Genomic DNA, 12430 nt, shown 5'->3' with positions numbered 1-12430 from the left:
TCCAAGGTCTCGGCGCAATGTGGGTCCGGATGGACTGCTGATGCCAAGCGTAAAACCCAGGGCCGGCTCGCGGATTGAGCCAATTCTCATATTGGCCGCGGCGCAGACTCTGCGAGAATGCAGCCTTGTCCTCAACGCAGCTGACGAGATACCGTGACTGTCCGTGCCGTCGTGTTCGATTTTGGTGGTGTGCTGTTCGACTGGAACCCGGAATACCTGTATCGCGAATTGATTCCAGATCCACAGGAGCGCGCCCGCTTCTTGTCGGAGGTGTGCTCGCCAGCGTGGAATATCCGCCAGGATGCCGGCAGGCCGCTGCATGAGGCTACCGAGTCCCTGGTGGCCCGGCATCCCGCGCAGGCCGGCCTGATCCGCGCGTTCTATGGGCGCTGGCCGCAGATGCTGCGTGGTACGCTGGCCGATGGCGTGGCGCTGCTGCAGCGCCTGCACGACGCGCAGGTGCCGCTGTTCGGCCTGACCAACTGGTCCAGCGAAACCTATCCCCATGCCGTGCGCATCGGCGATTTCCTGTCATGGTTCCGCGATATCCTGGTGTCCGGCGAGGTTGGCGTGGCCAAGCCGGACCCGGCCATCTACCGGCTCATGCAGGCGCGCATCGATGCCAGCCTGCCGGGCCTCGCGCCAGGTGAGCTGCTGTTCATCGATGACAACGCGGCCAATGTGGCTGCGGCAACGGCGCTGGGCTGGCAGGCCGTGCATCACGTCAGCGCCGCGCAGACCGCAGGCGCACTGCGCGCAGCGGGATTGCATTTCTAGCCAGATTAGCCAGATTAGCCAGAGGATTCAGGAGCCCGCCGCCATGGCATCCACACCAGAACGTCCCAAGCATTTCTCCATGATCCGCGAGTTGCATCTTGCCGATCTGTTCACACTGGGCAACGCCGCCTGCGGCATGGCATCGGTGTTTTTCGCCATGTTCTACATCGCTTCGGGCTCGCCAGCGCATTTCATGGCGGCGGCGGCGCTGGCGCCCGCGGCCTTCATTTTCGATGTGCTGGACGGGCGCATCGCGCGCTGGCGCCACCAGCATTCCGCGCTGGGCCGCGAGCTGGACTCGCTCGCCGACATCATTTCCTTCGGGGTTGGCCCGGCCACGCTGGCGTTTGCCGCGGGCATGCGCGGCGGCTGGGACATGGCGGCGCTGATCTACTTCGTCTGCTGCGGCGTGAGCCGGCTGGCACGCTTCAATGTCACCGCCGAGAGCTTGTCCGAGGGGAGCGGCAAGGTGGCGTATTTCGAGGGCACGCCGATTCCCACCAGCGTGCTGCTGACTGCCGTGCTGGCCCTTTGCGCGTGGCAGGGCCGGGTGGGCGATGCGCTCTACGGCGGCGTGTGGTCGATCGGCCCTGCGGACCTGCATCCGCTCGCACTGCTGTTCGTGCTCTCCGGTTCGCTGATGATCAGCAAGACCTTGCGCATCCCGAAGATGTAGCCCCGCGCAGGAATGGCAGCGCAGGGCAAGGTCTTCACGCTGGCTGGCTGGAGGATCCCGGCGGCCGCCATTGCTCCCCGATGGCACGGCCGCCCATGGCGGGATCGCTGACCGATGGCGCACCCGCCTCCATGCGCCCGGCGCAGCGTCGCGCATAGCCGGGCAGGGCGGCTACCGTCACGGTGAAGTCATACCAGCCGCCTGACGCATCCACGGGCCACGCCAGCGTGTGCCTGGCGCGGGCCGGCACGGTGACTTTGCTGGCTGTGCCATCCACGTAAGCGTTGGCGGCAAGCACGAATGTGCAGGGCTGGTCCGCGTCATTGCGCAAGCCAATGCGCAGGCTTCGCGCGGGGATGTCGTAGCCGATCTCGATCTCGGGGGCCAGGCCCGTACTGGTACTGGCGCCACCTGCCGGTCCGATGAAATGGCGGTGCCAGCCGTTGGGGCCGAGCACCCAGAGGTCATAGCGTCCCGCGTCGGCACGCGTGTCCCAGGTGCCGGCCAGGCGCTTGCCGGCTTCGACGGTATAGCGGCGCGGCACACGGTCCAGGTGCAGCCGGTCGTAGACGTGAAATACCACCCCTGCCTGGCCGCTGCTGGTAAAGCTCAGGTGCACTGCCGCATGGCCGGCATCGGCCAGGGCCTGCGCGTGCAGCACGTACGGCAGGGCCCGCGACGGGCGTGTGCCGCTGGCCTGGCTGGGCAATTCGGGCAGTGCCGGGATGGCTGGCGTACGTGTGCCGGGCAGCGCGCCCGCCCGGGCGGCGAGCGTGGCGGTGGCCGGCAGCGAGGCCACGACGCTGGCGTGGTTTGGCGTGGCGAAATCGAATAGCGACGTGAGGTCGCCGCAGACCGCGCGGCGCCATGGCGTGATGTTGGGCTCGTGCACACCGAAGCGGGCCTCGATAAAGCGGATCACCGACGTATGGTCGAACACTTCGGAGTTGACCCAGCCGCCCTTGCTCCAGGGCGAGATCGCCACCATCGGCACGCGCATGCCCAGGCCGTAGGGCCGTTGCAGGTAGCGCGGATGGTCGTCGGCTTCCACCCCGGTGATCAGGCCGTGGTACTCGCCGAGGGTGTCGACGGTGGAGGCACCGGCAAGCACAGCCTGCGCCGGGTCCGCGTGCCACGAGAGGTAAGACGGCACCGCCGGCGGCGGCACATGGTCGAAGAAGCCGTCGTTCTCATCGAACATCAGCAGCAGCACGGTCTTGCTCCACACCGCCGGGTCGGCAGTGAGCGCGTCGAGCACGGCGCTGACGTAGGCGGCGCCCTGGGCCGGGCTGGACGGCCCGGGATGCTCGGAGCCCTGGCGGGTAGGGCAGATCCACGACACCTGTGGCAGGCGGCCATCGAGCACGTCCTGGCGCAACAGGCCCAGGCTGCGTGTGGAGAGCGCCTTGTCCTTGAGCGTCGCCTGCGCGCCTGGCGCACCGCGAAAGGCGTCACGATAGCGCTTGAACCCGGCGGTGGCATTGAGCGCGAAGTTGTTCGCCATGTCCTGGTAGATCTGCCAGCTCACGCCGGCGGCTTCCAGCCGCTCGGGATAGGTGGTCCAGGCATAGCCGCCGTCGGGCTTGCCGCCGCCGAGCTTGTTGTAGGTGTTGCCGATGGCCGGGCCATTGCCCTTGCCCAGCGGGTCGTTGGTGCCGCTCCACAGGAAGCAGCGGTTGGTATTGGTGCCCCCGAGAAACGACGCATGGTAGGCGTCGGCCACGGTAAAGGCGTCGGCGAGCGCGTACTGGAAGGGCACGTCGGCCTGGTCGAAGTAGCCCATGGCGTGGCCATTCTTGAAGGTGGGCCAGTGCTGCATGCAGCCTTCGCCCCAGGCGTCCTGGGTGTTCGACCAGGTGTGTGGCGTGCCGGTGACGCGCATCAGCTCGAACACGCGCCCGGTGTCGAGGTGGAAGGGTGCCAGCGTGGCCGGCGCGCCGGGCTGGCTTTCGTCGCGCTGGTACCAGACTGTCTTGCCGGCAAGGCCCGGGGCATCGGCCACCGGCACAGGGAAGCGGTCGGCAAAGCCGCGCACGCCCCGCATTGCGCCGAAATAATGGTCGAAGGCGCGGTTTTCCTGCATCAGCACCACGATATGCTCGACATCGTGCAGGCTGCCGGCGCGATGATTGGCGGGAATGGCTCGTGCCTTGCGGATGGCTGGCGGCAGCAGGCCAAGCGTGCCGGCGGCGGCGGCGGTGCCAGCCGCCGAGCGCAGGAATCTACGTCTGTCGGTCATGAAAAGGCGTGGCGCGGATTGGGCGCAGATTGGGCGCAGATTGGGCGCAGATTGGGCGCGCTGAGGGACGGTTTGTTATTGCATGCCCGCCATCTTAGCGCTCTCCCGGCGCTCCGGCTCCGCGCCCGCGCCGCTGGCTGGCCACTATTGCCGCAGCGACAGCCAGATCGCCTTGGGCTCGGTGAAGTTGTCGATGGCAGCGTCGCCATGCTCCCTGCCCAGCCCCGAGTCGCCGGCCCCGCCCCAGGGCAGGCGCACGTCGGTGTGGCCATAGGTGTTGATCCACACCGTGCCTGCCTTGAGCTCGGCAGCCACCTGATGCACGCGGCCGATGTCGGCGCTCCACACGCCCGCCGCCAGGCTGAACGCGGTGCCGTTGGCGATGCGCACGGCGTCGGCTTCATCCTCGAAGCGGATCACGCTGGCAACCGGTCCGAAAATTTCCTCCTGCGAGACCCGCATCTCGTGCTCGACGTTGGCGAATACGGTGGGCTGCACGAAGTAGCCCTTGCCGCCCACGCGCTCGCCACCGGTCACGGCGATGGCGCCTTCGCGCTTGCCGATATCCACGTAGTCCAGCACGGTCTTCATCTGCGCGGACGACACCAGCGGTCCCATGGTGGTGTCCGGCGCGGCGGGGTCTCCCACGCGGATCGAGGCGGCGCGCGCCGCCAGTTTTTCCACCACTTCGTCATAGACCTCGCGCTGCGCCAGGATGCGCGAGCCGGCCGAGCAGACCTGCCCCGCATTGAAGAAGATGCCGGAGGCGGCGGCGCGCACCGCGGCGTCCACGTTGGCGTCGGCGAAGATCAGGTTGGCGGACTTGCCGCCGAGCTCCAGCGTGACGCGCTTGAAGTTGGCGGCGGCGCCCTGCATGATGCCGCGCCCCACGCCGGGCGAGCCGGTGAACGTCACCTTGTCGATGCCGGGATGGGCCACCAGCGCGTTGCCCACGACGCTGCCCTTGCCGGTGACAATATTGAGCACGCCGGGTGGCAACCCGGCCTGCAGTGCCAGCTCGCCCACGCGCAGCGCGGTCAGCGGGGTGATCTCGGCGGGTTTGACGATGAGGGTGCAGCCGCAGGCCAGCGCAGGGGCGATCTTCCACATGCCGATCATTAGCGGGAAATTCCACGGCACGATGGCGGCGACCACGCCCACCGGCTCGCGCACGGTGTAGGTCAGCGCGCCGGGGCGGGTTGGCACCACCTGGCCGTTGATCTTGTCGGCCCACCCCGCGTAATAGCGCACGGTGTCGATCACCGCCGGCATGTCCTGGCGCCGCACGGCGGCCAGCGGCTTGCCGGCATCCAGGCTTTCCAGCGCGATCAGCTCTTCCTGGTTCGCTTCCAGCAGGTCGGCAAAGCGGTACAGGATGCGGCCACGCTCGGCCGCGCGCAGGCCGCACCAGACCTTGAGCGCGGCGCGGGCGGCGGTCACGGCCAGGTCGACGTCGGACGCGCTGCCCTGCGCGACCAGGGCGATCGGGAGCTCGGTGGCCGGATTGATATCGGTGGAATACTCCCCGGTGCCGGGTGGCAGGCGCTTGCCGTCGATCAGCAGGTCGTGTCTTGGCAGTTGGGGCTGCGTGCTCATGATTGCTCCTCGCTTGGGGTCGGTGAACCTCGCGGCACGTTAGCGGAAGCAATACGGCTTGCCGGTGACGCCCGTGCCTGCTGTCACGATGCAGTGTGGGTGGGCGTTGGCACTAAGTCCAATTAATAGGATGGATTGATTAATACGAAAAAAGCATGAATCAAGGCGGGATAAGAGCGGAGCAGAGGCGCCCGTCAGCCTTCGGCGCGTGTTGCCCGGTCGGTGGCGCCCCGAGGGATGTCCTGTCGCCAGCCGGCATTGCGCAACAGAGCGGTCATGGCTGTATGCAACTGATGCGCCACAACTGGCTTGTGCAGCAGCGCGGCACCCCCGGCATGGACGCTGCGCAGGCGGTCCGGGGCGGTGTCGCCGGTGATGATGACGGTGGGAATGGCGTGTCCTAGCCGCTCGCGGATCGCCATCATGGCTTGCTGGCCGGTGCGCTCGCTGCGCAGGCGATAGTCGGCCAGCAACAGGTCGGGCCGGAAGGCGCCAAGCGCGGCCAGCGCGTCTTCCTCGGACTCCACGGCCAGGCACACCGATTGCCAGCTCTCCAGCAGCGCTGCCATGGCGACCCGGATTTCCTGGTCGTCGTCGATCACCAGCACGCGCAATCCCTTCAGGCTCGGCTTGTGATGCAACCCGGCGGGCGGGGTTTCGGTGCGGTCCTCGGTCAGGGGCAGGGCGAAGCGGAAGACCGATCCGCGGCCAGGCCGAGAGTTCAGCAGAATCCGGGTGGAAATGGTGCGCGCCAGCCCTTCCACGATGGCCAGGCCCAGCCCGAGGCCCTTGCGCTGGTCCCGCTCCGGATTGCCCAACTGGTGGAACTCCTTGAAGATCGCGCGATGCTGGGTCACGGGAATGCCGACCCCGGTATCCCAGACCTCGATCATCGTGCGCTCGCCCCGGCGGCGGCACGCCACCAGCACGCCGCCCTGGGCGGTATAGCGGATGGCATTGGCGATCAAGTTGCGCAGGATCAGTTCGACCAGCGTCGGGTCGGCGAACACCGTGGCGGTGGTATCCCGGGTCCGGTAGAACAGGCCGCGGCCGTCGGCCTGTGGCGCAAACTCGTTCTCCAGCTTGTAGAGCAAGGGCTGCAGGCGGAAGGCGCGCGGCCGGGCGGTGATCACGCCGGCGTCCACCTTGGAGAAGTCCAGCAGCGTGTTGAGCATTTCGCGCGCGGCCCCGGAGGCAGCCTCGATGTGCGTGAGCAACTGGCGCTGCTTGTCGGTGAGGTCGGAGCGGCCCAGCGTGACCACGAACAAGCCAAGCGCATGCAGGGGCTGGCGCAGGTCGTGGCTGGCCGAGGCGAGGAACACGGATTTGGCGCGGTTGGCTTCCTCGGCCTCGCGTTGGGCATATTCCGCGCGGGCAGTCTGCTCGCGCAACTGCGAGATCAGTTCCACGTTGGCAAAGCGCAGTGCAATGCCGTGCCGTGCCACGCGCGCATAGTTGCGCGCAAAGATCATCAGCACCATGAGATAAAGCGGCGCGCCGAGGAACATGGGCAGGTAGGCGACGTCGCCGGTGGCGATAAAGACCGCCCAGACCGGCACGATGGCCGGGATGAAGAACCCCACGGCAACCGGCAGGCAGGCAGAGAACACCGCCAGCGCGGCCGCGCTCATGCCCGCGATCAGCGACAGGATGCAGATCACCGCCGCGGGCGTCTTCACATCCATGTAAAGCCACGCCGCCAGCCCCCAGAGCGCGCCGATCAGCGTCAGCAGCAGCGTCATGCTGCGCGCGTAGCGCCCGGCATGGGCTTCGGCCGTGCGCTCGGGCATCAGGCGCCGCCCGAAATGCCCGGCGGCGCAGGCCAGCCCCATCGTCAGCGCCCAGGGCAATGCACCCGGATGCCCACCGCCGAGGACCAGCCCGAGGGCCAGGATGAACGCCGCCAGCGCGCAGCCCAGCATGGCGATGCCGAAGCTCTGGTCGATCAGTTCCATTTGCGCGGCCAGCAGCCGCGGTTCATCGAAGCGAGGGAGGATAGACGCCATGGCTTACCTGCCCATCTGCACCAGGCCGCGGCGCTGGGCCTCCAGCACCGCCTCGACGCGGCTGACCACGCCCAGGTAATCGAGAATGGCCGCCACGTGGACGCGCACGGTGTTCTCCGAGAGTCCCAGATGATGGGCAATGATCTTGTTGGAGCGGCCCTGGCTGAGCTGGTCCAGCACCTCGAGCTGGCGCGGCGTGAGCGAGCTGGCCTGGTAGCCCTGGTATGCGTTGGCGCTGGCATGGCCATGCGGCTTGCCGCAGTCGGCGCCGGCGGGGTCGGCGTTGAAGTATGTGCCACCCCGCAGGCAAGAGGCAATGGCGTCTTCGATCTCGACGCTGCTCGCGGATTTCGGCAGGAAGCCGGCAATCTCCTTGCGCGCGGCGGCGGGAATGGTTTCCAGCCCGGAGGTGCCGGACACGATCAGGATGCGCGCTGCACAGAAGTGGCGGCGCAACACCTTGATGCCCTCGATGCCGTTGAGGCCGGGCATCTGTATATCCAGCAGGATGATATCCACGCTGGCGGCGCGGTGTTCCTCCACCGCGCCCATGACGGAGCCCGCCTCGATGATGCTCGCCACGCTTGGGCTGTCTGCCAGCACCAGGCGCAGGCCGGTGCGGAACAGGGTGTGGTCGTCGATCAGCAGCAGGTGGGCGTTGAGCATGGGTTGGGGTTGGCCGGCGCACGGCGCGCAGGCTGCGGCCGCTGGAACAAGTGGAGCAAAATGTGACGCGCTGCGCCCAGGTCGAAGCGAGCGCCAGGGCGAATTGGACTCGATTATGGTGGGCTTGTCTATTTCCCCACTAAAGAGGGGAAAGGATGGGTGGGCGCAGCGGCGTCTGGCACGGTGCCGCCCCGCAGATCGCCTGTGCGCTAGCGCTAGCGGGAAATGATCTGCCGCATGCCGGCGCCGGCGGCCTGGCGCAGGGATGGGTACTAGTCCAGAAGGATTATGTTGTTCGCAGACGTCCGGTGTCACCATGCACGCATGGGTGATTTCCGCGACTCGCCCATACCACTTTTGTTACCCACTACCACCCGGCAGTGGGTTTTTTTTGCTCGTGGTTTGGCGCCGCCGTAAGGGCTGGCCGCCACGGGGTGCAACCTGTTGCAGGCCGATGTGCCGATGCCTTCCTGATCGACCGGCTGGCTGATCAACCGACCGGCCAGTCAGTCGATCAACTTGCCCGCGGCATCGAAGAAAGGATGGTCTGCGCCAAAGTCACCGATCACCGCCGCGTGGCTGACCAGCCCCTGCGCGGGATCCCACTGATGCAGCAGGTAGCCGGGCGGCTCCATGCGAAACCGCGAGGCCGCCTGTGGGTCGAGATCGAGCGTGACCTGATGCGCGGGACCCGGTGCCGTCATGGCGATCGTGCCGCCAAAGCGGTGCGTGATGTGCCGGTGCAGGTGGCCGCACAGCACGCGCTCAACCGTCGGGTGCCTGCGCACCACCGCCTCCAGCAGCGCCGCATCCGCCAGGCCCTGCTGGTCCATATGGCCGATGCCGGTATGAAAGGGCGGGTGGTGGAGCATCAGCAGCGTGGGCCTGCCAGGCTCGGCCGCGAGCGTGGCCTCCAGCCAGGGCAGCGCGGCGGGATCGACCTGGCCGCCAGGCTTTCCCGGCACCGTGCAGTCGAAGGCCACCAGGCGTAGTGGGCCGGCCTCCACGCTGTAGTGAACCGGCGCGTCGCCGTCGCCGTTGGCGAACAGGTAATCGTGATCGGCAAATACGCGGCGCAGCGTGGCGCGGTGATCATGGTTGCCGGGCAAGAGCCGTACCGGCATCGGCAGCGTTGCCAGGATGCCGCGTAGGAAGCGGTATTCCTCCTCGGTGCCGAAGTCCACCAGGTCGCCGGTGATGACGACGGAGTCGGGCTGCTGCGGCGCCGCCAGCAGCGACGCGATGCAGCGCCGCAGCGCGCCTGCGGTGTCTACCATGCGGTAGGACAGCTTGCCGCCGGCCTTGATGTGCAGGTCTGTGATGTGGGCCAGCAGGTAGGTGCCGGCCGGGTTGGCGTTGGTGGTGTTCATGCGGTGAGCGCTTCGGGGAGCGTGATCAGGTGGCCGGTATCGAGGCGCAGGCCCACGCGGTCGCCCGCGAGCCAGCCATCGCGCCGGGTGGTGTCGACGACAAGCGGCGCCGGCGCGCCCACGTCGACCAGCAAGCGCGTGTAGTTGCCCAGGAACAGCGCGGTGACGACCGAGCCGCCCAGGTGAGCATCCTCGGCCTGGGCCAGCGCGACGTCTTCGGGGCGGAACAGCAGTTCGGCGCGCGGCGAGGGCGCGGCGGCGAGGCTTGCGGCGGTGCCATGGCGCGGCACCAGCCCACCCGGCACGCGCCAGGCATCGGCCTCCAGCACGGCCGGCAGGCGGTTCATGGTGCCGATGAAATCCGCCACGAAGGCATTGGCCGGCGCGCGGTAGATCTGCTGCGGCGTGCCAGTCTGCGCGATGCGGCCACGGTCCATCACGATGATGCGGTCGCCCAGCGCCATGGCCTCGGCCTGGTCGTGGGTGACGTAGACGGCGGTGATATGCAGGCTGCGCAGCAACTGGTTGATGTCGGCGCGCAAGGCGTCGCGCAGCTTGGCGTCCAGCGCGGTCAGCGGCTCATCGAGCAGCAGCACGCGCGGCTGCACGGCAATGGCGCGGGCCAGCGCCACGCGCTGGCGCTGGCCGCCGGACAGCTGGTCGATGCGCCGCTCGGCAAAAGGCCCCAGATGCATCATGGCGAGCATCTCGTCCACCCGGCGGCGGCGCGCGGCGGCGTCGATGCGGCGCACGCGCAGGCCATAGGCGATGTTCTCCGCCACGGTCATGTTGGGAAACAGCGCGTAGCTCTGGAACACCATGCCCACGCCGCGCTGCTCGATCGGCAGCGGCGTCACATCGTTGTCGCCAAACATCACCACGCCGCCGGCGTCGGGGAACTCCAGCCCGGCGATGATGCGCAGTGTGGTGGTCTTGCCGCAGCCCGAGGGGCCCAGCAGTACCACGGTCTCGCCTGCGCCGATGTCGAGGTCAAGCGGTTGCAGCGCCAGCGTGCCGTCGGCGAAGGTCTTGCCGCAGTGGCGCAGCGTGATGGTGGTCGGCTCATGCATGGCGGGCCTCGGAAGTGGAGAGCGAATCGGTGCCGGGGATCGTTCTGGTGTCGGCGCCGTCGGCAAGCGGCTGATGCTTGCGGGCGCGCGCGCCCAGCGCGGACAAGCCCTGCATCAGCACCAGCAGCGGGATGATCATGAAGAAAAACACGATGGTGTAGGCCGAGCCGATCTCCAGGCGCATCGAGGCGTAGCTGTCGGCCAGCCCCACCGGCAGCGTCTGCGTGGTGGGTGTATGCAGCATCCAGGTCAGGTTGAACTCCCCGACGGACAACGTCACCACCATCAGCGCCCCGGCCAGGATGCCCTGGCGGCAGTTCGGCAGCACCACGGTAAAGAAGCGCTGCAGGCGGTTTGCGCCCAGGCTGGCGGCAGCGTCCTCCAGCGTGCGGATATCGATGGCCGACATGATGGCCAGCACCGAGCGCACCATGAACGGCAGCGTGAACAGTACGTGGCCCACGAGGATAAACACCCAGCTCGTGCGGAACGCCTGCCAGCCGCCATAGAGCAGGATCAGGCCAAGCGCGGTGGCCAGCCCCGGCACCGCCACCGGCAGCATCAGCAGCTCCTCGATCAGGCGCGTCACGCGCCCGCGCCGCAGCGCCATGTAGTAGGCCGCGGGCACGCCAAGCACCAGGGTGCAAGCCAGGCACGCCAGGGCAATGCCCAGCGACAGGAAGATGGTGTTGCGGTAGAGCGCCCACACCTCTACCAGCCAGCGCGTGGTGAGGCCGCTGGACACGCCGGTAAAGATGTTGTTGGTGAGGCCGGCGAGCACGGACAGCACCACCGGCACCACCATGAACAGGCACACCAGTAGGGTGAGCGCGAGCTGCAGCCAGTAGGCATTGCCGCGGCGGGAAGATGTCATCATGGGTAGCCTCAGGCAGTAGCGGCGACGGCGTCGCCCGAGAACCAGCGCGCCACCGCCAGCATGGCCCAGGTGACCGTGCCGAGCAGCAAGGACAGTGCGGCGGCCATGCCGAAGTTGGCGTAGTTGGTGAACTCGTTGTAGATGGTCAGCGGCAAGACATCGAGCTGCGTGGCCAGCGTGAAGGCGGTGCCGAAGGCGCCCATGCTGGTGGCGAAGCAGATCGCGCCGCTGGAAATCATGGCCGGCATCAGCGCGGGCAGCATCACGTCGCGCACCACGCGCCAGCGGCCCGCGCCAAGCGAGCGGGCGGCTTCTTCCAGCGACGCGTCGAGCTTGGCAACGGCCGCCATCACCGTCAGGATCACGCGCGGGATGGAGAAGTACAGGTAGCCGACGAACAGGCCGGCGAGACCGTAGGCAAAGGTCCAGCGGTCTCCAATCAGCCAGTCGCTCACCATGGCGAGCAGGCCGTTGCGCCCGCCCAGCATGATGACCATGAAGCCGATGACGACACCGGGGAAGGCGAGCGGGAACGTCAGCATGGCGACCAGCAGCGCCTTTCCGGGCACCGCGTTGCGCTCCAGGAAAGTGCCGGTGATGCCGGCGATGATCAGGGTGGCCAGTGTTACCGTTGCCGATAGCAGCACGGTGACCATCAGGCTGTGCAGATAGCGCTCGCTTGAGATGACGGTCCAGTAGACGCTCGCGCCTTGCTCACCCGTGACGCTGATCGCCAGCAGCTTTGCCATGGGCAGGCAGAAGAAGGCGAAGAAAACGATCAGGGCCGGGAGGGCGAAGAGGAGGAGTGGGGGGCTTCGTTTAGGCATGATGGGTTTGTTATTTTCCCAGGGGGGTGAAGATCTGCTTCAACGTTGACTTTGACTGTTTGGGTTCAAGGGGGACTGCAACTGCTTAACTTCAACTTCAGCTTCAACTTCAACTGCAGTTTCACCACGCCTGCGGCGCGGCGACCCACTTTTTTGTCTTGCCAAAAAAGTAGGCAAAAAAGGCGCGCCGGATGGGGCGACTACCCCCTCGGGCTTCGGCGAAAAGAGCGGCCGGGACCCAAACTCGCATCGCCTTAAGGCGATACTCAGACATGGGTCCCTCTTTTCCGCTCTTTTCGCCTCCCTCTTTTCCGCTCTTTTCGCCG

General features: G+C 67.3%; 11 protein-coding genes. 2 read left to right on the top strand and 9 right to left on the bottom strand.

The window, feature by feature from the left end:
• Positions 1–153 precede the first annotated feature (153 nt).
• Entirely contained in the window at positions 154–777 is a 624-nt protein-coding gene (locus AB4061_RS17465) for an HAD family hydrolase (protein WP_441635890.1), read from the top strand.
• Between the two features lie 43 nt (positions 778–820).
• Positions 821–1453: a CDP-alcohol phosphatidyltransferase family protein gene (locus AB4061_RS17460; protein ID WP_441635888.1), complete on the top strand. Its 633-nt coding sequence runs from the start codon at positions 821–823 to the stop codon at positions 1451–1453.
• Positions 1454–1487: 34 nt separating this feature from the next.
• Here AB4061_RS17460 and AB4061_RS17455 read toward each other — a convergent pair whose 3' ends face one another.
• The 9 genes from AB4061_RS17455 to AB4061_RS17415 form a co-directional block, all read right to left on the bottom strand.
• Positions 1488–3692: a phosphocholine-specific phospholipase C gene (locus AB4061_RS17455; protein WP_441635886.1), complete on the bottom strand. Its 2205-nt coding sequence runs from the start codon at positions 3690–3692 to the stop codon at positions 1488–1490.
• Between the two features lie 144 nt (positions 3693–3836).
• Positions 3837–5288 carry an aldehyde dehydrogenase family protein gene (locus AB4061_RS17450; RefSeq protein WP_441635884.1) on the bottom strand — a complete coding sequence of 484 codons (1452 nt, stop codon included), beginning with the start codon at positions 5286–5288 and terminating at the stop codon, positions 3837–3839.
• Positions 5289–5482: 194 nt separating this feature from the next.
• Entirely contained in the window at positions 5483–7294 is a 1812-nt protein-coding gene (locus tag AB4061_RS17445) for an ATP-binding response regulator (protein ID WP_441635882.1), read from the bottom strand.
• 3 nt (positions 7295–7297) lie between these two features.
• On the bottom strand, positions 7298–7960 hold the full coding sequence (locus AB4061_RS17440) for a response regulator (RefSeq protein WP_441635880.1): 663 nt from the start codon (positions 7958–7960) through the stop codon (positions 7298–7300).
• Between the two features lie 506 nt (positions 7961–8466).
• A complete protein-coding gene (locus AB4061_RS17435; protein WP_441635878.1) occupies positions 8467–9330 on the bottom strand; it encodes a phosphodiesterase in 864 nt (287 codons plus the stop codon).
• Entirely contained in the window at positions 9327–10400 is a 1074-nt protein-coding gene (locus tag AB4061_RS17430) for an ABC transporter ATP-binding protein (protein ID WP_441635876.1), read from the bottom strand. Before AB4061_RS17430 ends, AB4061_RS17435 begins: the two co-directional genes overlap by 4 nt.
• Positions 10393–11274: an ABC transporter permease gene (locus AB4061_RS17425; protein WP_441636050.1), complete on the bottom strand. Its 882-nt coding sequence runs from the start codon at positions 11272–11274 to the stop codon at positions 10393–10395. Before AB4061_RS17425 ends, AB4061_RS17430 begins: the two co-directional genes overlap by 8 nt.
• 11 nt (positions 11275–11285) lie before the next feature.
• Positions 11286–12104, bottom strand: coding sequence for an ABC transporter permease (locus tag AB4061_RS17420; protein WP_441635875.1), 819 nt, complete (start codon positions 12102–12104; stop codon positions 11286–11288).
• Between the two features lie 121 nt (positions 12105–12225).
• Positions 12226–12430 (bottom strand): hypothetical protein (locus tag AB4061_RS17415; RefSeq protein ID WP_441635873.1); only part of this gene is annotated, 205 nt, incomplete at its 5' end.

Source organism: Cupriavidus sp. YAF13, assembly GCF_052113425.1.
Taxonomy (GTDB): domain Bacteria; phylum Pseudomonadota; class Gammaproteobacteria; order Burkholderiales; family Burkholderiaceae; genus Cupriavidus.
This window is presented reverse-complemented; position numbering and strand designations above follow the sequence as displayed.

What these genes read in the sequence shown, in the direction of transcription:
- AB4061_RS17435 (WP_441635878.1), bottom strand. Translation starts at nt 9,330, where the DNA reads ATGAACACCACCAACGCCAACCCGGCCGGCACCTACCTGCTGGCCCAC.
- AB4061_RS17420 (WP_441635875.1), bottom strand. Translation starts at nt 12,104, where the DNA reads ATGCCTAAACGAAGCCCCCCACTCCTCCTCTTCGCCCTCCCGGCCCTG.
- AB4061_RS17450 (WP_441635884.1), bottom strand. Translation starts at nt 5,288, where the DNA reads ATGAGCACGCAGCCCCAACTGCCAAGACACGACCTGCTGATCGACGGC.
- AB4061_RS17425 (WP_441636050.1), bottom strand. Translation starts at nt 11,274, where the DNA reads ATGACATCTTCCCGCCGCGGCAATGCCTACTGGCTGCAGCTCGCGCTC.
- AB4061_RS17445 (WP_441635882.1), bottom strand. Translation starts at nt 7,294, where the DNA reads ATGGCGTCTATCCTCCCTCGCTTCGATGAACCGCGGCTGCTGGCCGCG.
- AB4061_RS17440 (WP_441635880.1), bottom strand. Translation starts at nt 7,960, where the DNA reads ATGCTCAACGCCCACCTGCTGCTGATCGACGACCACACCCTGTTCCGC.
- AB4061_RS17455 (WP_441635886.1), bottom strand. Translation starts at nt 3,692, where the DNA reads ATGACCGACAGACGTAGATTCCTGCGCTCGGCGGCTGGCACCGCCGCC.
- AB4061_RS17430 (WP_441635876.1), bottom strand. Translation starts at nt 10,400, where the DNA reads ATGCATGAGCCGACCACCATCACGCTGCGCCACTGCGGCAAGACCTTC.
- AB4061_RS17460 (WP_441635888.1), top strand. Translation starts at nt 821, where the DNA reads ATGGCATCCACACCAGAACGTCCCAAGCATTTCTCCATGATCCGCGAG.